Raw genomic sequence first — 18,333 nt, 5'->3', positions numbered from 1 at the left:
ATGAGCAAGCAGAACGATGTGACTGCGCGCCGCAAGGCCCGCGTCCGCCGCGCGATCAAGGCGGTTGCCAATGGTCGCCCGCGCCTGTCGGTGCATCGCACCGGCAAGCAGATCTACGCCCAGGTCATCGACGACGTGAAGGGGGTCACCCTCGCTTCCGCCTCGTCGCGGGACAAGGATGTGCGCGAGCAGATCAAGTCCGGCGCGAATGTCGAAGCCGCCACCCAGATCGGCAAGATCGTTGCCGAGCGCGCGGTCAAGGCCGGCGTGACGGATGTGGTCTTCGACCGTGGCCCGTACATGTACCATGGCCGCGTCAAGGCGCTGGCCGATGCAGCCCGCGAGGGCGGCCTCAGCTTCTGAGGTTATCGGGTTTCGCCCGGCAAGGCGTTTCGCGCCTGCCGGGCGGCATCCGTTTTAGGCTTCCCCGCGCAATGACGCACGGGGTTAGGCTCGAGCGAGCGGCGGGGCTTCGATCCTCGTCCGCGCAAGTAAGAGGACAGACATGGCTAGAGAGCCGCGTGAGCGTAGGGACCGGGAAGCGGAAGTTTCCGAGTTCGTGGACAAGCTCGTCCACATCAACCGCGTCGCCAAGGTGGTGAAGGGCGGGCGTCGCTTCGGCTTCGCCGCGCTTGTCGTCGTCGGCGACCAGAAGGGCCGCGTCGGCTTCGGCCACGGCAAGGCCCGTGAAGTTCCCGAGGCGATCCGCAAGGCGACGGAAGCCGCCAAGCGCGGCCTCGTCCGCATCCCGCTGCGCGAGGGCCGCACCCTCCATCACGACGTGCAGGGCCGCCATGGCGCCGGCAAGGTCGTGCTGCGTGCGGCTCCGGCTGGTACCGGCATCATCGCCGGCGGCCCGATGCGCGCCGTCTTCGAGGCGGTCGGCATGCAGGACGTCGTGTCGAAGTCGCTCGGCTCCTCCAACCCGTACAACCTCGTGCGCGCCACGTTCGACGCGCTGAAGAACGAAGACAGCCCGCGTTCGGTCGCGGCGCGTCGTTCGCTCAAGGTTTCGGCCCTGCAGACCCGTCGCCGCGATGCCGGCACGGATGCGGCCGCGGAAGCGTGAGGGGGGTATCATGGCAAAGGCTGAGAAGACCTTCACCATCGAGCAGATCGGTTCGCCGATCCGCCGCGAGGCCACCCAGCGCCAGACCCTGATCGGTCTCGGCCTGAACAAGATCCGCCGCCGCTCGACCCTCCAGGACACCCCCGCGGTGCGTGGCATGGTCGAGAAGGTCAAGCACCTCGTCCGCGTCGTCGACGCGAAGTGAGGAGGGCGTCACATGAAACTCAATGATATCCGTGACAACGAAGGCGCTCTGAAGCAGCGCATGCGCGTCGGCCGTGGCATCGGCTCCGGCAAGGGCAAGACCGGTGGTCGCGGCGTGAAGGGTCAGACCTCGCGCGCCGGCGTCGCCATCAAGGGCTTCGAAGGCGGCCAGATGCCGCTGTATCGTCGCCTGCCGAAGCGCGGTTTCCACAACCTGTTCGCCAAGGATCTGAACGAGGTGAACCTCGGCCGCATCCAGCAGGCAGTGGAAGCCGGCAAGCTCGACGCCAAGGGCGCCGTGACCATCGAGGCGCTCGTCGCCGCCGGTGTCATCACCCGTCAGGCCAAGGACGGCGTCAAGATCCTCGGCGTCGGCGAGCTCAAGACCAAGCTCGCTTTCGAGGTCTACGGCGCGTCCAAGTCGGCCGTGGCTGCGATCGAGAAGGCTGGCGGTTCGGTCAAGATTCTGGCTGCCGCTTCACAGGCGTGATCCGAACGCCTACATGACGTTTGCGAACGGCGGCCGGGCCCAGCGCCTTGGCCGCCGTTTGACTGTTTGACGCAAGGCACGAATCCGCAGACAGCACCACGCGTGCGTTGGCAGTTGTGCTTCAACGACCAGTTTGAGACCCAGGGACCGGACGCATGGCATCGGCGGCTGAACAGCTTGCGGCGAACCTCAATTTCGGGGCCTTCGCCAAGGCGGATGAACTCAAGAAGCGAATCTGGTTCACGCTGGGCGCGCTCGTCATCTACCGGCTCGGCACCTACATCCCGCTGCCGGGCATGAACCCGGACGCGGTGGCCGACCTGTTCCGCCAGACCCAGTCCGGCATGCTCGGCATGTTCAACATGTTCTCTGGCGGTGCCGTCGGGCGTCTCGCGATCTTCGCACTGGCGATCATGCCCTACATCTCGGCCTCGATCATCGTGCAGCTGCTCTCGAGTGTCGTGCCGACGTTCGAGGCGCTGAAGAAGGAAGGCGAGCAGGGTCGCAAGACCCTGAACCAGTACACCCGCTACCTGACCCTCGTGCTGGCCGTATTCCAGGCTTACGCGATCGGCGTGGGTCTCCAGGGTTCGGGTAACCTTGTGCTCGAACCCGGGCCGTTCTTCCTGCTCTCGACCACGATCACGCTCGTCGGCGGCACGATGTTCCTGCTCTGGCTCGGCGAGCAGATCACCAGCCGCGGCATCGGCAACGGCACCTCGATGATCATCTTCGCGGGTATCATCGCGGAATTCCCCTCGCAGCTCGCCCAGACCTTCGAGCTCGGCCGCCAGGGCGCGATCTCGACCGGCCTGCTGCTCGGCGTGCTCGTGATGGCGATCTGCGTCATCGCCTTCTGCGTGTTCATGGAGCGCGCCCAGCGCCGCCTCTTGATCAACTATCCGAAGCGCCAGGTCGGCAACCGCATGTACGAGGGCCAGACCTCGTTCCTGCCGCTGAAGCTCAACACCTCCGGCGTCATCCCGCCGATCTTCGCCTCGTCCCTGCTGCTGCTGCCGACCACCGTCGCGAGCTTCTCGCAGGCCTCGGGCGGCACCGGCTTCCTGTCGACGATGGCGACCTATCTGGCGCATGGCCGGCCGGCGTTCATGATCCTCTACGCCGCGCTGATCATCTTCTTCTGCTTCTTCTACACCGCGATCGTGTTCAATCCGGTGGAGACGGCGGACAATCTCAAGAAGCATGGCGGCTTCATGCCGGGCATCCGCCCGGGCGAGCGGACCGCCGAGCATATCGATCGCATCCTCACCCGCATCACCGTTCTCGGCGCAGGATATTTGACGATTGTCTGCCTTATCCCCGAGTTCATGATCACCTATGCTCAGATCCCGATCATCCTGCTGGGCGGCACCTCGCTGCTCATCGTGGTGACGACGACGATGGACACCGTGGCGCAAGTTCACGGGCACCTGCTGGCCCATCAGTACGAAGGGCTGGTCAAGAAGGCCAAGTTGCGAGGAGCGCGGAGATAAGATGCGGTTGATTTTCCTGGGGCCGCCGGGGGCGGGTAAGGGCACTCAGGCGGCGCGCATCGTCGCGAAGCACGGCATTCCGCAACTCTCGACCGGCGACATGCTGCGCGCAGCCGTCGCCGCCGGCACGCCGGTCGGCCAGAAGGCCAAGGCCGTGATGGACGCGGGCGGGCTGGTCTCGGACGAGATCGTCATCGGCATCGTCGCCGACCGCATCGAAGAGGCCGACGCCAGGAAAGGCTTCATCCTCGACGGCTTTCCGCGGACGCTGGCGCAGGCCGAGGCGCTGGACAAGATGCTCGACGGCAAGGGGCTGAAGCTCGATGCCGTGCTCGAGCTCAGGGTCGACCAGACCAAGCTTGTCGACCGCATCGTCCGCCGCGCCGAGGAGGCGAGGGCGGCTGGAGAGCCGGTGCGCAAGGATGACGATCCGGAGGTCTTCAAGACCCGGCTCGAGGCCTATAATCGCGATACGGCGGTGGTTGCGCCCTATTACGACAAGCGCGGCCAGCTGACTGCGATCGACGGCATGCAGCCGATCGACGACGTCTCGCGGGCGATCAGCGATGCGCTTTCGGTGGCGGCGCAGGGCTGAGCGCTCCTAGGCGAACAAGTTCGAACCCGGGCGGACTTTGCGGTCCGGCCGGGTTTTTCATTTCCGCGGTGCGCTTTTGCGGGACTGCCTTTGCCTTTTCTCGCTCCACCCGTGCGTTGACAGGCTTACCCCCGGCGGATGTGCTGAGACCCAATCCGCGCAAAGCGGTGGCAAGCGTCCGTCGACCAGGTGGCGAAGCGCCTTTCCGGGTCCGGATGCAGGACAGGGAGCAGGCACATGACGAGGTTTGGTGCGTTGCTGGTCGCGAGCACGCTGGCGCTGATGCCGGCGGCGGCGCGGGCGCAGGATGCGGTGAAGATCGGCATCCTCAACGACCAGTCGGGCAATTATGCTGAATTCGGCGGTCTCGGCTCGGTCGAGGCTGCGAAGATGGCGATCGAGGATTTCGGCGGCTCGGTGCTGGGCAAGCCGATCGAGATCGTCGCAGCCGATCACCAGAACAAGCCGGATATCGCCGTCGGGCTGGCCCGGCGCTGGTATGATGTGGACGGCGTCACCGCGATCGCGGACCTCACCAACTCCGCCGTTGCACTGGGGGTGGCCGGCATCGCCAAGGAAAAGCAGAAGATCGCGCTCTATAATGGCCCGGCGACGACGCGCCTCTTCAACGAGGACTGCTCGCCGACCGGCTTCATGTGGACCTTCGACACGGCGACCTCAGCCAAGGGCACGGCGCTGTCGGTGCTGCGCGAAGGCGGCGACAGCTGGTACATCATCGCCGCCGACTACGCTTTCGGCCATCAGCTCACCGCCGATATCGAGTCGATCGTGAAGGCCAATGGCGGCAAGACGCTGGGCACGGTGCGCGCGCCGTTGGGGACGCCGGACTTCTCCTCTTTCCTGCTGCAGGCCCAGGCCTCCAAGGCCAAGATCGTCGCCTTCGCCAATGCCGGCACCGACACGATCAACTCGATCAAGCAGGCCGGCGAATTCGGCCTGGTCGATGGCGGCCAGAAGCTCGCGGCGATGGTCGTGGTGCTGAGCGACGTCCACGGGCTCGGGCTCGACAAGGCCAAGGGGCTGATCACGACCACCGCCTACTACCATGACGCCGACAAGCCGAGCCGGGCCTTCGCCGACCGCTACATGGCGAAGACCAAGAAGATGCCGGGCATGATCCAGGCCAGCGTCTATTCCTCGGTGCTGCACTATCTCAAGGCGGTGAAGGCGGCCGGTACGGCAGCGGGCCCTGCGGTCGCGGCGAAGATGAAGGAGATGCCGGTCGACGATTTCTACGCACCCGGCGCCAAGATCCGCGAGGATGGCCGGCTGATGAACGACATGCTGCTGGTCGAGGTGAAGAAGCCCGCCGATTCGAAGGCGCCCTGGGATTACTTCAAGGTCGTCCGCAAGATCCCGGCGGCCGAGATCATCGCGCCGCTCTCGGAGAGCAAGTGCAGCCTGGTGAAGAAGTGAGGGTTCTCGCTTGAGTCCGTCGTTCCGGGCGCGGTTCCGCCGCTTGCCTGGAATGACGGGGCCCTTATATAGCAATCGCGGCTACCGCCTTGACCTCGCAGCGCTTCGGCCACTTCGCCGGCCTTGGCATGTTTCTTGGTTGCGACGGGTTGACTCGTTGCGCCCAACCCGTTAACGAGCCGCAATCCGGTTTCATGGGAGCGATGCCGTTGCCTTCGCGAGAAGGGACGACGTCGCATTATCGCGTGGAGCCGTTCAACGTCCTGCATGAGCCGGCCTCCACCGGACGTAGGATTTTTCCCCACCGCCGGGGTGCCATCGGGTGCTTCGGCCGACATGGAGATGAGACCATGGCTCGTATCGCGGGCGTCAACATTCCCACCGGCAAGCGCGTCGTCATCGGCCTGCAGTACATCCACGGCATTGGCGCGTCCAAGGCCCAGGAGATCTGCGAGAAGGTCGGCATCGCTGCCGAGCGTCGCGTCAACCAGCTGACCGACGCCGAAGTCCTGCAGATCCGCGAGACGATCGACCGCGACTACCTCGTCGAGGGCGATCTGCGCCGCGAAGTCTCGATGAACATCAAGCGCCTGATGGACCTCGGCTGCTATCGCGGGCTGCGTCATCGTCGCTCGCTGCCGGTCCGCGGCCAGCGCACGCACACCAACGCCCGCACCCGCAAGGGCAAGGCGAAGCCGATCGCCGGCAAGAAGAAGTGATTTCGGCGGGCCGCTAGTCGGCCCGCTGTCTATACGCCGGACGGTCCGCTCACGGGCCGCCGGCATCCCCAGCGCCTGGCATGACGGGCGCGCCTGAAGGATGGAAGAAGAGATATGGCCAAGGAAGCCCAGCGCGTCCGTCGTCGCGAACGCAAGAACATCGTCTCCGGCGTCGCGCATGTGAACGCCTCGTTCAACAACACCATGATCACCATCACCGACGCGCAGGGCAACACGATCTCGTGGTCGTCGGCCGGCACGATGGGCTTCAAGGGCTCGCGCAAGTCGACCCCCTATGCCGCCCAGGTCGCTGCCGAGGATGCCGCCCGCAAGGCTGCCGAGCACGGCATGCGCACCCTCGAGGTCGAGGTGACCGGTCCGGGTTCGGGCCGCGAGTCGGCTCTTCGCGCTCTCCAGGCCGCGGGCTTCACCGTGACCTCGATCCGCGACGTGACGCCGATCCCGCACAATGGTTGCCGTCCGCGCAAGCGCCGTCGCGTCTGACGTCTGACCATTGCATGAGGCGCCCGCAGGGGCGGGCGCCTGTCCGGGGCGGCGGTGGCCGCCAGATGAATTCAGCACCAGGAGTGCGGTCGTGATCAGCAAGAACTGGCAGGATCTTTCCAAGCCGAACAAGCTCGAAGTGAAGGTCGGAGACGACCCGAAGCGTCAGGCGACTGTGGTTGCGCGTCCGCTCGAGCGCGGCTTCGGCATGACGCTCGGCAATGCGCTCCGTCGCGTGCTGCTGTCGTCGCTCCAGGGCGCGGCCGTGACCGCCGTCCAGATCGACGGCGTTCTCCACGAGTTCTCCTCGATCCCGGGCGTCCGCGAGGACGTCACCGACATCGTCCTCAACATCAAGGCCATCGCGGTCAAGATGCAGGGCGAGGGCCCGAAGCGCATGACGCTGCGCAAGTCCGGCCCGGGCACCGTCACCGCCGGCGACATCAACACCATCGGCGACGTGGCGATCCTGAACCCCGACCTCGTGCTCTGCACGCTGGACGACGGGGCCGAGATCCGCATGGAGTTCACGGTCAATACCGGCAAGGGCTATGTCCCGGCCGAGCAGAACCGTCCCGAGGACGCGCCGATCGGCCTGATCCCGGTCGACAGCCTGTATTCGCCGGTCAAGAAGGTCTCCTACCGCGTCGAGAACACCCGCGAGGGCCAGAACCTCGACAAGGACTCGCTGACGCTGGCGATCGAGACCAACGGCTCGGTCACCCCCGAGGACGCGCTGGCGCTCGCCGCCCGCATCCTGCAGGACCAGCTCGCGGTGTTCATCACCTTCGAGGAGCCGCGCAAGGAAGAGGCCGTCTCGACCGCGCCGCAGCTGCCCTTCAACCCGGCACTGCTCAAGAAGGTCGACGAGCTCGAGCTTTCGGTCCGCTCGGCGAACTGCCTGAAGAACGACAACATCGTCTATATCGGCGACCTCATCCAGAAGTCCGAGGGCGAGATGCTGCGCACCCCGAACTTCGGCCGCAAGTCGCTGAACGAGATCAAGGAAGTGCTCGCCACCATGGGCCTGCATCTGGGCATGGACGTCCAGGGCTGGCCGCCGGAGAACATCGAAGAGCTCGCGAAGCGCTTCGAAGAGCACTACTGAGAAAAGACGGCGCGGGAGGCATCCCGCGCCAACCCCGCCCGGCTCATCTGAGCCGGAGCATAACGAACGGCCGTTCCGTGGCACGGCGGCCGTAAGCAACGAAGGAGCCAAACAATGCGTCACGGTTTCCGCGGTCGTCGTTTCAACCGCTCGGCCGAGCATCGCCAGGCGATGTTCGCCAACATGGCCCAGGCCCTGATCAAGCACGAGCAGATCACCACCACGCTGCCGAAGGCCAAGGACCTGCGTCCGGTCGTCGAGAAGCTGATCACGCTCGGCAAGCGCGGCGACCTGCACGCCCGCCGTCAGGCGATCGCGCAGATCAAGGATGTCGAGCTGGTCGGCAAGCTCTTCGCGGTCCTCGGCCCGCGCTACAAGGAGCGCAACGGCGGCTATCTCCGCATCATGAAGGCGGGTTTCCGCTTCGGCGACAACGCCCCGATGGCGATCATCGAGTTCGTCGACCGCGACGTCGATGCCAAGGGCAAGGATTCGGGCCCGGTCTTCACGGCGGAAGACGAAGCCGCCTGATCGGCTTCCTCTGACTGAATTGGAAAAGGCGGTCCTTCGGGGCCGCCTTTTTCTTTGGTTGTGCTGTCCTTAGATGGGCCGTCCCGCGAGCTCCCCAGCGAGGTCGATGAGGATCTCCAGCGGCTGGGCGTGGAGGTCGGCTTCGGGTGTCACCCCATACAGGCCGAAGATGAAGCTGGTGGTCTCGTCGCGCTCGGCGATGCCCATCGCCCAGCCGGCGAAGGAGCGGGCGACGATCGGTTCTTCCGAAAGTACCCGAAAGGCCGTGTGGCGCGGGTCCATCACGATCCGGCCATAGGTTTCGGCCACGTTGTCCCGCGATCCTTCCAGCACCTGCGCGAAGGCCTTTTCCGTCGCCAACAGGAAGCCGGTGATGTCGTTCTGGTCGTTGAAGCGGCGGGCGCTTGTCAGGATCCTGTCCAGCTCCGCACGGCGATTGGCGTCGACGAGCCGGCTCTCGCTGGCGTACACAAGCCGAATCAGGCTCATCCTGCTCTTCCTATCCGGCCAGAAATGGCCATATCGGGTTGGGAGATGCCGCTGCGGGAACCGCAGGGCGTTACACGGGTATAGCGGGTGCCACGCCTGAACGGAAAACTCCGCGCCGGCGCTTTTTGTTTCTGAACGAGGACGAGCATGATCCACCGCCCCGCACCCTATCGGAAGACCCTGGCCGCGGCTGCCCTGGCGGGCGCTCTGCTGGCCGGCGTCGCACCGTGGCCGGCGCTTGCCCAGCAGCGGCAGGTGCCTGAGACCCGCGAGCAGGTGACGCTCTCCTTCGCGCCACTGGTCAAGCAGACGCAGGCCGCGGTCGTGAACGTCTATGGCGCGCGCGTCGAGAAGCGCCCGCAGAACCCCTTCATGGACGACCCGTTCTTCCGCCGCTTCTTCGGCGATGGCGGCTTCGGCGTACCGCGCGAGCGGGTGCAGCGCTCGCTCGGCTCCGGCGTGATCGTCGATGCCGGCGCCGGGCTCGTGGTCACCAACAACCACGTCATCGAGAACATGAGCGAGGTGAAGGTCGCCTTCGCCGACAAGCGCGAGGTCGAGGCCACGATCCTGCTGCGCGATCCGCGCACCGATCTTGCCGTGCTCAAGCTTGCCGACGCGAAGAACCTGACCGCGATCGCGCTCGCCGATACCGACGAACTCCAGGTCGGCGACATCGTGCTGGCGATGGGCAACCCCTTCGGCGTCGGCCAGACGGTGACGCAGGGCATCGTCTCGGCCCTGGCGCGCACGCAGATCGGCGTCGGCGATGCGCAATCCTTCATCCAGACCGATGCGGCGATCAATCCCGGCAATTCGGGCGGCGCGCTGATCGACATGAAGGGCCGCGTCGTCGGCATCAACACCGCGATCTATTCGCGCTCGGGCGGCAGCGTCGGCATCGGCTTCGCCATTCCCTCGGCGATGGTGCGCCTCGTCGTCGACAGCGCCAAGGCCGGCGTCAAGACGGTCAAGCGTCCCTGGTTCGGGGCGCGGCTGCAGAGCCTCACGGCCGAGGTCGCGGACGGGCTCGGGCTCGACCGGCCGGCGGGCTCGGTCGTTGCCAGTGTCGTCGACAAGGGGCCGGCCGATCAGGCGGGCCTGAAGCGCTCGGACGTCATCCTCTCGGTCGATGGCGTCAATGTCGACGATCCCGAATCCTTCGGCTACCGCTTCGCCACCCGGCCGATCGGCGGCACGACGATGCTCAGCGTGCTGCGCAGCGGCAAGCGCATCTCGATCCCCGTGAAGCTCATCGCTGCGCCCGAGACGCGGCCGCGCGACATGGTGAAGCTGACGAGCCGTTCGCCGCTTGCCGGCCTGACCGTCGGGAACATGTCTCCGGCGCTGGCCGAGGAACTCTCGATCGACACCGGCAATGAAGGCGTCGTTGTCAGCGAGGTCGAGGAGGGCAGCACCGCGGCCAATGTCGGCTTCCAGAAGGGCGACATCATCAAGGCGCTGAACGGCGAACAGATGACCACGTCGCGTGAGGTCGAGACGATCCTCAAGGATCGCAGGCGTGCCTGGGAGGTGACGATCACCCGCAACGGCCAGACGATCACCTCGGTCTTCCCGGGGTGAGCGACCTGTTCTCAGCCTCGGGGCTGGACAAGTCCGGCCCGCGGCCGCTTGCCGACCGCCTGCGTCCGACGACGCTCGCCGAGGTCGCGGGCCAGGAGCATCTGACCGGGCCCGACGGGGCGCTGACGCGGCTCGTCGCCTCCGGCACGATCGGCAGCCTGATCTTCTGGGGGCCGCCGGGTACCGGCAAGACGACGGTCGCGCGGCTGCTCGCCGGGCTGGTCGATCTCGGCTTCGAGCAGATCAGCGCGATCTTCTCGGGCGTCGCCGATCTCAAGAAGGTGTTCGAGGCGGCGCGCGGACGCCGTTTGGGCGGCCGGGGCACGCTGCTCTTCGTCGACGAGATCCATCGCTTCAACCGCGCCCAGCTCGATGCCTTCCTACCGGTCATGGAAGACGGCACGATCACGCTGATCGGCGCGACCACCGAGAACCCGTCCTTCGCGCTCAATGCGGCGCTGCTGTCGCGGGCGCGCGTCCTGACCTTCAAGTCGCTGGACGAGGGCTCGCTGCTCTTCCTGCTCGGCCGGGCCGAGGTCCTGGAAAGCCGGGAGCTGCCATTGACGCCGGAGGCGCGATTGGCGCTGGCGCGCTTCGCCGATGGTGACGGGCGCGCCGTGCTGACGCTGGCCGAGGAAATCTGGCGAGCGGCGAAGCCGGGCGAGATTCTCGACGAGCATGGCCTGTCCGAGGTGATCCAGCGCCGGGCGCCGATCTACGACAAGGCGCAGGACGGCCATTACAACCTGATCTCGGCCCTGCACAAGACGATCCGCGGCTCCGATCCCGATGCGGCGCTCTACTATTTCGCGCGCATGCTCGATGCCGGCGAGGACCCGCGCTTCCTGGCGCGGCGGCTGGTCAGGATGGCGGTGGAGGATATCGGGCTCGCCGATCCGCAGGCCCTGATCCATGCCCGCGCGGCGGCGCAGACCTATGAGCAGCTCGGCACGCCCGAAGGTGAGCTCGCGCTGGCCAATTGCGTGATCTATCTGGCGACCGCACCGAAATCGAACGCGGCCTATATGGCTTACAAGGCTGCCGCGCGGGTGGCGAAGGAGCGGGGCTCCCTGACGCCGCCCAAGACCATCCTCAATGCGCCGACCAAGCTGATGCGCGAGGAGGGCTACGGCGCCGACTATGCCTATGACCACGACCAGCCCGATGCCTTCTCCGGGCAGAACTACTGGCCGGATGTGCTGGGCCGCCAGCGCTTCTACGATCCGCCCGAGCGCGGTTTCGAGCGCGAGATCCGCAAGCGGCTGGAATATTGGGAGAAGCTCCGGCAGGAGCGGGGGGAGTAGGGATGTTCTTGCTGGCGCGCCTGTTCATGATCGTGCCCTCGGTGATCGCGGGCTGGTTCGTCTCGAAGGACGATGTCTCCTATTGGGTCGTGGCCTTCGCCATTGCGCTCGTCTTCATCGTGCTGACCATCGCCTTCGAGCTGTACGTGCATCCCCGGCTGCGGCAGCGCCGCCAGCGTTGAGCCGGGCTCAGTTGCGGCAATAGAAGGGCGGGAAAGTACTCGCCATGCCGCTGTTCATCGCCATCACGACGAGCCGGTTGGCAAGCTCGAGCTCCTCCTTGCTGCGGGCGCAGACCTCGGCACGGGCCTGGCAGTTCGAGGCGAGGAAGGCGTCGTGGCTGGCGAGGAATTCCGCGCCCAGGCCCTTCTTGCCGAGGCGCGCCAGCGACTGGTCATAGGCCTTCCTGTAGCGGTTGCATTTTTCCGTCGGCCAGTCGGTGCCCGTGTTGCCGCTCTGCTGGGCGAAGGCGGCCGCGCTGCCGAGGATGACCATGGCGGCAAGCAGCCCTGCGCCGCCGATCCGAAGCTGAAGACGCATCCTTGCCGTTCCCATCGTTCCCGCCGGGCCTATTCCTGACGCCGGGCTTCCTGCCCGGCTGCACCGAGCCGTGCAATTGCGGCGGATTTCGTTTGTGCAAGGCGAGCGTGCGCTCTATTCCACAACGATGATCTCCACCGCTTTCGTTTTTATCGGCGCCGGCATCGGCGGCGCCTTGCGCCACGGCATCAATGTCGTTTCGCCGCGCTGGTTCGGCATGGGCTTTCCCTATGGCACCATGGCCATCAACATCATCGGCTCGGCCCTGATGGGGCTCGTCGCCGGCTGGTTCGCCTTCCGTGCCGGCGAGGGCGTGCCGCAGGACCTGCGGCTCTTCCTCGCCACCGGCGTGCTCGGCGGCTTCACGACCTTCTCGGCCTTCTCGCTCGATGCCGTCCTGCTCTGGGAGCGGGGCGAGACGATGCTGGCGGCCACCTATGTGATCGGCTCGGTCGTGCTGTCGCTGGCGGCGCTGCTCGGTGGCCTCGCGATGATGCGGAGCATGTCATGAAGACGGGCGGCAAAGGTCCCGGTAACAAGGGCGCTGGCGGCAAGGGCCCCGGCAGCTCCGGGCGCGGTGGCAAGCCGCCATCCGCGGGGGCTCCGCGCGGCAAGCGGCTGAGCCACGACGCCCGGCGCAGGGCAGCCGCGCGCCCGGCTGCCGGCGAGGAGCGCGTGCAGCGCTCGCCGCGCCCGCGGCCGGTGGAGGAGGCCCCCAAGCCGACCCGCGCCCAGGTCAAGGCCGAGACCTCCGAGGTGCTCTCGACCGGCGTGCAGCAGCTCGTGGTGACGCCGGACGAGAACGAGATGCGGATCGACCGCTTCCTCGAGGCGCGTTTCCCGCAGCTCTCCTTCAGCCATATCCAGCGCATCGTCCGGAAGGGCGAACTGCGCGTCAACGGCAAGCGCGCCGACAGCAAGGATCGGCTCGAAGAAGGCCAGACGGTGCGCATCCCGCCGCTCAAGCTCGAGCCGCAGGAGCAGCGCCCGCGCTCGCTCAAGGCGGATACCGACACGGTTGAATTCCTGCGTTCGATCACGCTTTACGAGGATGACGACGTCATCGTGCTCAACAAGCCGGCTGGCCTTGCCGTGCAGGGCGGTTCCGGCACGACGCGGCATGTCGACCAGATGCTCGAGGTGCTGACCGACAAGAGCGGCCAGAAGCCCCGCCTCGTCCACCGTCTCGACAAGGACACCGCCGGCTGCCTCGTCATCGCCAAGTCGCGCTTCGCGGCGGCGACGCTGGCCAAGACCTTCCGTTCACGCTCGGCCCGCAAGGTCTACTGGGCGCTGGTGGCGGGCGTGCCGCGCGTGCGCCAGGGCCGGATCTCGACCTATCTCGCCCGCGAGGAGGCCTATGACGGCGACCAGCGCATGGCCGTCGCCAAGCATGGCGAGGACGGCGCGATGCATGCCGTCACCTATTACGCGGTGGTCGAGACGGCGGCGCAGAAGCTCGGCTGGCTGTCGCTCAAGCCGGTGACCGGGCGCACCCACCAGCTGCGCGCCCACGCCGCCCATATCGGCCACCCGATCATCGGCGACCCCAAATATTTCAACATCCAGAACTGGGAATTGCCCGGCGGCATCCAGAACAAGCTGCACCTGCTGGCGCGGCGGATCGTGCTGCCGCATCCGCGCGGCAAGGGCACGATCGACGTTAGCGCGCCGCTGCCGCCTCATATGCGCCAGAGCTGGAACCTGCTCGGCTTCGATGACGCGCCCTACGATCCGATCGTCGAGGCGCCGGACGAGTGAGGCCTCTCCCAGGCGGTGACGAAACGTCAGAGAACAGTTGCGGAACAAAACGCTTTCTGTTCTAACTATGTTCTCGTCATCGGAGGGGCTGACCATGCGTTCGGTTTTGATCGTTTCCAGCTTTGTTCTCGGTCTTGCGGGAGCCGCCCAGGCGCAGACCACCGCGCCGGCTGCCGTCGCCGCGTCGGCGGATGAGCCGATCCCGCGCGCCGAGCGGGCGAAGGCCCGGCAGGATTGCGTGTCCGAGAATATCGCGCTCGCCGGCGTGGATTTGCGCGCGGCGATGCGCATCTGCATGCAGGGCAAGTTCCCGGGTGTGCAGCTCTATGCCCATGATGGCCTCACGCGCGACGGCAAACCGACGGCGGTGGCGGCGCGGGCCGCCTGCAAGGAAGAGGCCGACGGCCGCAAGCTGCAGGGCGCGGAACGCATCGCGGCATTGACCGCCTGCTTCAACGGCAAGCGGCCGGATCTCGCCCAGCGCTCCGAATGCCGCAAGGAGGCGCGTGCCAAGGGGCTCGACGGTGCCGATCTGCGCAAGGCGGTCGATGCCTGCGCCCGCGAAGCCAGGGGCTGAGCCGCTCACGCGCGGAATGATGCCATGACGGGCTTGCAGTGGATTGCCTCGGCAATTCGGGATAAAGCCCCGGCATGGATCTCATCATCTTCGATCTCGACGGCACGCTGATCAATTCCGAGGCGATCATCCTCGGCGCGCAATACGAGACTTTCAGGCGCTGCGAGCGGATTCATCCCGGGCGCGAAGCTGGTCTCGGCATCGTCGGGCTGACGCTCGACATCGCGATGGCGCGGCTTGCCGGGCTGGCCGAGCCCGACGATGTGCTGACCGAGACCTATCGCCAGGTCTTCAGCGCGATGCGTGTGCAGGCCGAGACCGATCCGTCGCTGGACGAGCCGCTCTTCGCGGGCGTCGCCGAGACGCTGGCCGAGCTGAGGCGCCATGGCGGGCTGAAGCTCGGCATCGCCACCGGAAAGTCGCGCAAGGGGGCGGAGTTCATCGTCGCCCGGCATGGCTGGCAGGGCCTGTTCGATACGGTGCAGTCGGCTGACGATGCTCCCTCGAAGCCGCATCCCGGGATGATCCAGCGGGCGATGGCGGAGACCGGTGCGGCGCCGGAGCGCACCGCGATGGTCGGCGACAGCTCGTTCGACATCGAGATGGCGGTTGCCGCCGGGGTGGTGCCTGTCGCCGTCTCCTGGGGGTTCCAGCCGGTCGAGAGCCTCGTCGCGCTCGGTGCCCGGCATGTGCTGCGCGCGTTCCCGGAGCTGCCGACGGCGCTCGGATTGCCGAAGGCTGTGGCGGCGTAGGGCCATCCACAGCGGATCGCCGCGGTTTCCGGGCTCTTCGCTGCGCGAAGCCCCGGAATGACAAGGGTGGTTCCGGCGGAGGCGATTGATCTCCAGGCCGCGTCTGCGCCACAGAATGTCTTCACCCACTTGGGCCTTGTCCGTGTTCGCCTGCCTGATTTCGCAGCGGCGATATCATCCAGCGCCCTTGCCCCCGACACGGGTTGAGGGCCGCTCTTTGTCGCGCCTGCACCGCCCGCAGTAACACCCTCGCAACCAAGTCGACTCAGTTCCGTTTAACCTGAATATCCGTTCAGATTTGCGCGTTAACCACCTGATGCGGGGACCGGGTTCATGGTGTTCCCACAACAGGAACGTACCGGCACAAAACAACGCCGGACAGGGGTTCGAACATGATGGGTCATGAGCTTCGTGAATTCGTCGATCGCGTGATGGATCGTCGCGCGATCGACGAAGAAGACGTCAAGATGCTTCAACGTAACATCTTGAACGACGTCGTCGTCACGCGGGATATCGTCGATGTCCTGGTCGCGCTCGACCGGGCCGTGCCGCAAAGCTGCAAGGCCTATGCAGATTACCTCGTGGCGCTGGTTGTCGACTTCGCCGTCTGGGAAAACCGTCCCACCGGCGTGATCGACCGCGACAAGGCGCATTGGCTGGTGACGACGCTCTCCGCCGGCGAGGGGCCGACCGCCACCGCCCAGCGCATCGCCAACGAGATCGTCCGCGAAGCCGAGCATTGCGATGAGACGCTGCTCGCCTTCGCCTTCGCCAAGGGGGCGGCGAAGGATGTGGTTCGCTTCGGCATCGGTGCCGCGCCGCGCGTCCTGCTCGCAAGCTGAACCCGGCGCCATTCTCCGGCTTGGCTCGAGAGTCCTGGACGGGAGAAGGTAAGCGCTTCTTGCGAGAGATGCCCGGGGCAGGCCCGGGCATGACGGCGTCGGCTCGACGCTTCCTTCACAAGGGCAGGATGCCGGGTCTGCGCATCCGTGCACAACGATCTGGCGGGCTGCCGACTTTCGCATCGGTGGACGGCAGTTGCGGCGTCCCATACACCCCGGCTATTGCAGTCTGGTCTGAAGCTGGGGTGGTCCGCGCATGTTCTCGAAGATCCTGATCGCGAACCGCGGCGAAATCGCCTGCCGTGTCATCAAGACGGCTCAGCGCATGGGCATCAAGACGGTCGCCGTCTATTCCGACGCGGATCGCGATGCGCTGCATGTCGAGATGGCCGACGAGGCCGTGCATATCGGCGCCGCCCCCGCCGCCCAATCCTATCTCCTGATCGACAAGATCATCGATGCCTGCAAGGCAACCGGGGCGCAGGCCGTGCACCCGGGCTACGGCTTCTTGTCCGAGCGCGAGGCCTTCGCCCAGGCGCTCAAGGACAACGGCATCGTCTTCATCGGCCCCAATCCCGGCGCCATTGCCGCGATGGGCGACAAGATCGAATCGAAGAAGGCAGCGGCCGCTGCCAAGGTCTCCACCGTTCCCGGCTTCCTCGGCATCATCGAGAGCCCCGAGCACGCCGTGACGATCGCCGACGAGATCGGCTATCCCGTGATGATCAAGGCCTCGGCCGGCGGCGGCGGCAAGGGCATGCGCATCGCCCATTCTTCAAGCGAGGTGGCTGAGGGCTTTGCCCGCGCCAAGTCGGAAGCCGCGTCCTCCTTCGGCGATGATCGCGTTTTCGTCGAGAAGTTCATCGTCGATCCCCGCCATATCGAAATCCAGGTCCTCGGCGACAAGCACGGCAACGTCATCTATCTCGGCGAGCGCGAATGCTCGATCCAGCGCCGCAATCAGAAGGTTCTGGAGGAGGCGCCGTCGCCGCTACTCGACGAGGCGACCCGCAGGAAGATGGGCGAGCAGGCGGTCGCGCTGGCCAAGGCCGTGAACTACGACTCGGCCGGCACGGTCGAGTTCGTCGCCGGCCAGGACAAGTCCTTCTATTTCCTGGAGATGAACACCCGCCTCCAGGTCGAGCACCCGGTGACCGAGATGATCACCGGCATCGATCTGGTCGAGCAGATGATCCGCGTCGCCTATGGCGAGAAGCTCGCGATTTCGCAGGCGGATGTGAAGCTTGACGGCTGGGCGGTGGAATCCAGAGTCTATGCCGAGGACCCGACTCGCAACTTCCTGCCTTCGACCGGCCGGCTCGTGACCTATCGGCCGCCGAGCGAGGGGCCGGATGGCGAAGCGGTTGTGCGCAACGATACCGGCGTCTTCGAGGGCGGCGAGATCTCGATCTATTACGACCCGATGATCGCGAAGCTCGTGACCCACGCGCCGACGCGCGAGGCTGCGATCAAGGCGCAAGCGCGGGCGCTCGATGCCTTCGCCATCGACGGCATCCGCCACAACATCCCCTTCGTCGCGGCGGTGATGCAGCATCCGCGCTGGATCGCGGGCAATCTTTCGACCGGCTTCATCGCCGAGGAGTTTCCGGAAGGCTTCTCGCTGCCGGCGCCGCAAGGCGAGACCGCGCAGCGCATGGCGGCGATCGCGATCGCCTGCGACCACCGCATGAACCAGCGCAAGCGTCATGTCTCGGCGCAGATGGAAGGCTGGCGCAAGGTTTCCTTCGACCGTTTGCGCATCGTCCAGCTCGGCGCTGAGCGCTTCGAGGGTGAGGTGACGGAGCAGGGCGGGGCGATTGACATCGCCTTCGCGGGCCGCAGCGTCAGCGTCGTCAGCGAGTGGGTGCCGGGCGAGCCGGTCTGGCATGGCACGCTCGACGGGGTGAAGGTCGCAGCGCAGGTCCGGCCCATCCTGAACGGCGTCGCGCTCGGCCATGCCGGCGCCTATGCCAATGCCCATGTCTATACGCAGCGCGAGGCGGAATTGGCCGCGCTGATGCCGGAGAAGGTTGCTGCCGATACCGGCAAGTTCCTGCTCTGCCCGATGCCGGGCCTGGTCAAGGCGATTTCGGTTGCTGTCGGGCAGGAGGTCAAGGCTGGCGAGCCGCTCGCCATGGTCGAGGCGATGAAGATGGAGAACGTGCTGCGCGCCGAGAAGGACGTCACCATCGCCAAGATCCTGGCGAAGGAAGGCGACTCGCTCGCGGTCGATGCCGTCATCATGGAATTCGCCTGAGCATCGTTTGAGAACCCGCGAGCCCTCATCCTGAGGAGCAGCCGAAGGCTGCGTCTCGAAGGATGATCCAGTAGGCT

22 protein-coding genes are annotated in these 18,333 nt (G+C 66.3%); 20 read left to right on the top strand and 2 right to left on the bottom strand.

Translation table 11 applies throughout. The annotated features are described in order from the left end of the window. The 11 genes from rplR to rplQ all read left to right on the top strand — a co-directional run bounded on the left by rplR (position 1) and on the right by rplQ (position 8,150). On the top strand, positions 1–363 hold the full coding sequence (gene rplR, locus BLQ70_RS21765; RefSeq protein ID WP_061967368.1) for a 50S ribosomal protein L18: 363 nt from the start codon (positions 1–3) through the stop codon (positions 361–363). Between the two features lie 142 nt (positions 364–505). After that, positions 506–1,069 carry a 30S ribosomal protein S5 gene (gene rpsE, locus BLQ70_RS21760; protein ID WP_061967370.1) on the top strand — a complete coding sequence of 188 codons (564 nt, stop codon included), beginning with the start codon at positions 506–508 and terminating at the stop codon, positions 1,067–1,069. Positions 1,070–1,079: 10 nt separating this feature from the next. Further along, complete coding sequence (gene rpmD / locus BLQ70_RS21755; protein WP_061967372.1) at positions 1,080–1,274, top strand: 50S ribosomal protein L30; 195 nt, start codon at positions 1,080–1,082, stop codon at positions 1,272–1,274. Between the two features lie 12 nt (positions 1,275–1,286). Next, on the top strand, positions 1,287–1,763 hold the full coding sequence (gene rplO, locus BLQ70_RS21750) for a 50S ribosomal protein L15 (RefSeq protein WP_061967373.1): 477 nt from the start codon (positions 1,287–1,289) through the stop codon (positions 1,761–1,763). A 155-nt stretch (positions 1,764–1,918) separates the two neighbouring features. Then, positions 1,919–3,256 (top strand): preprotein translocase subunit SecY, encoded by a 1,338-nt coding sequence (gene secY / locus BLQ70_RS21745; protein WP_061967375.1) that lies wholly within the window; start codon positions 1,919–1,921, stop codon positions 3,254–3,256. A 1-nt stretch (position 3,257) separates the two neighbouring features. Continuing rightward, complete coding sequence (locus BLQ70_RS21740; RefSeq protein WP_091861291.1) at positions 3,258–3,851, top strand: adenylate kinase; 594 nt, start codon at positions 3,258–3,260, stop codon at positions 3,849–3,851. A gap of 237 nt (positions 3,852–4,088) precedes the next feature. Further along, positions 4,089–5,288 carry an ABC transporter substrate-binding protein gene (locus BLQ70_RS21735; RefSeq protein WP_091861288.1) on the top strand — a complete coding sequence of 400 codons (1,200 nt, stop codon included), beginning with the start codon at positions 4,089–4,091 and terminating at the stop codon, positions 5,286–5,288. A gap of 350 nt (positions 5,289–5,638) precedes the next feature. Beyond that, positions 5,639–6,007 carry a 30S ribosomal protein S13 gene (gene rpsM / locus BLQ70_RS21730; RefSeq protein WP_061967380.1) on the top strand — a complete coding sequence of 123 codons (369 nt, stop codon included), beginning with the start codon at positions 5,639–5,641 and terminating at the stop codon, positions 6,005–6,007. Positions 6,008–6,121: 114 nt separating this feature from the next. Beyond that, a complete protein-coding gene (gene rpsK / locus BLQ70_RS21725; RefSeq protein WP_043237079.1) occupies positions 6,122–6,511 on the top strand; it encodes a 30S ribosomal protein S11 in 390 nt (129 codons plus the stop codon). Positions 6,512–6,602: 91 nt separating this feature from the next. Next, positions 6,603–7,619, top strand: a complete 1,017-nt coding sequence (locus BLQ70_RS21720; RefSeq protein ID WP_061967382.1) for a DNA-directed RNA polymerase subunit alpha — start codon at positions 6,603–6,605, stop codon at positions 7,617–7,619. Between the two features lie 114 nt (positions 7,620–7,733). Continuing rightward, complete coding sequence (gene rplQ, locus BLQ70_RS21715; protein WP_061967384.1) at positions 7,734–8,150, top strand: 50S ribosomal protein L17; 417 nt, start codon at positions 7,734–7,736, stop codon at positions 8,148–8,150. Between the two features lie 69 nt (positions 8,151–8,219). Here rplQ and BLQ70_RS21710 read toward each other — a convergent pair whose 3' ends face one another. Next, the gene (locus BLQ70_RS21710) at positions 8,220–8,639 is read right to left on the bottom strand and encodes a BLUF domain-containing protein (RefSeq protein WP_091861285.1); all 420 of its coding nucleotides are present in this window, start codon (positions 8,637–8,639) and stop codon (positions 8,220–8,222) included. 147 nt (positions 8,640–8,786) lie between these two features. Here BLQ70_RS21710 and BLQ70_RS21705 point away from each other — a divergent pair, with 147 nt between their 5' ends. Genes BLQ70_RS21705 through BLQ70_RS21695 form a run of 3 tightly spaced genes read left to right on the top strand, consistent with a single transcriptional unit; the run spans position 8,787 to position 11,709 of the window. Beyond that, positions 8,787–10,223 (top strand): Do family serine endopeptidase, encoded by a 1,437-nt coding sequence (locus tag BLQ70_RS21705; protein ID WP_091861282.1) that lies wholly within the window; start codon positions 8,787–8,789, stop codon positions 10,221–10,223. Then, complete coding sequence (locus BLQ70_RS21700; protein WP_091861279.1) at positions 10,220–11,527, top strand: replication-associated recombination protein A; 1,308 nt, start codon at positions 10,220–10,222, stop codon at positions 11,525–11,527. Before BLQ70_RS21705 ends, BLQ70_RS21700 begins: the two co-directional genes overlap by 4 nt. A gap of 2 nt (positions 11,528–11,529) precedes the next feature. Continuing rightward, entirely contained in the window at positions 11,530–11,709 is a 180-nt protein-coding gene (locus tag BLQ70_RS21695; protein ID WP_061967390.1) for a hypothetical protein, read from the top strand. Between the two features lie 7 nt (positions 11,710–11,716). Here BLQ70_RS21695 and BLQ70_RS21690 read toward each other — a convergent pair whose 3' ends face one another. Further along, entirely contained in the window at positions 11,717–12,067 is a 351-nt protein-coding gene (locus BLQ70_RS21690) for a hypothetical protein (RefSeq protein WP_091861276.1), read from the bottom strand. Positions 12,068–12,161: 94 nt separating this feature from the next. Here BLQ70_RS21690 and crcB point away from each other — a divergent pair, with 94 nt between their 5' ends. From crcB to BLQ70_RS21660, 6 genes are all read left to right on the top strand, one after another. After that, positions 12,162–12,578, top strand: a complete 417-nt coding sequence (crcB, locus tag BLQ70_RS21685) for a fluoride efflux transporter CrcB (RefSeq protein WP_342028496.1) — start codon at positions 12,162–12,164, stop codon at positions 12,576–12,578. After that, on the top strand, positions 12,575–13,828 hold the full coding sequence (locus BLQ70_RS21680) for an RluA family pseudouridine synthase (RefSeq protein WP_091861270.1): 1,254 nt from the start codon (positions 12,575–12,577) through the stop codon (positions 13,826–13,828). Before crcB ends, BLQ70_RS21680 begins: the two co-directional genes overlap by 4 nt. A 94-nt stretch (positions 13,829–13,922) precedes the next feature. Beyond that, the gene (locus BLQ70_RS21675; RefSeq protein WP_139163616.1) at positions 13,923–14,405 is read left to right on the top strand and encodes a hypothetical protein; all 483 of its coding nucleotides are present in this window, start codon (positions 13,923–13,925) and stop codon (positions 14,403–14,405) included. Positions 14,406–14,479: 74 nt separating this feature from the next. Next, entirely contained in the window at positions 14,480–15,157 is a 678-nt protein-coding gene (locus BLQ70_RS21670) for an HAD-IA family hydrolase (RefSeq protein WP_091861264.1), read from the top strand. Positions 15,158–15,624: 467 nt separating this feature from the next. After that, positions 15,625–15,999 (top strand): hypothetical protein, encoded by a 375-nt coding sequence (locus tag BLQ70_RS21665; protein WP_244512118.1) that lies wholly within the window; start codon positions 15,625–15,627, stop codon positions 15,997–15,999. 256 nt (positions 16,000–16,255) lie between these two features. Further along, positions 16,256–18,256, top strand: a complete 2,001-nt coding sequence (locus BLQ70_RS21660; protein ID WP_091861258.1) for an acetyl-CoA carboxylase biotin carboxylase subunit — start codon at positions 16,256–16,258, stop codon at positions 18,254–18,256. The last annotated feature ends 77 nt before the right edge of the window (positions 18,257–18,333 follow it).

The sequence above is a fragment of the Allobosea robiniae genome, assembly GCF_900102525.1.
Lineage (GTDB): Bacteria > Pseudomonadota > Alphaproteobacteria > Rhizobiales > Beijerinckiaceae > Allobosea > Allobosea robiniae.
This window is presented reverse-complemented; position numbering and strand designations above follow the sequence as displayed.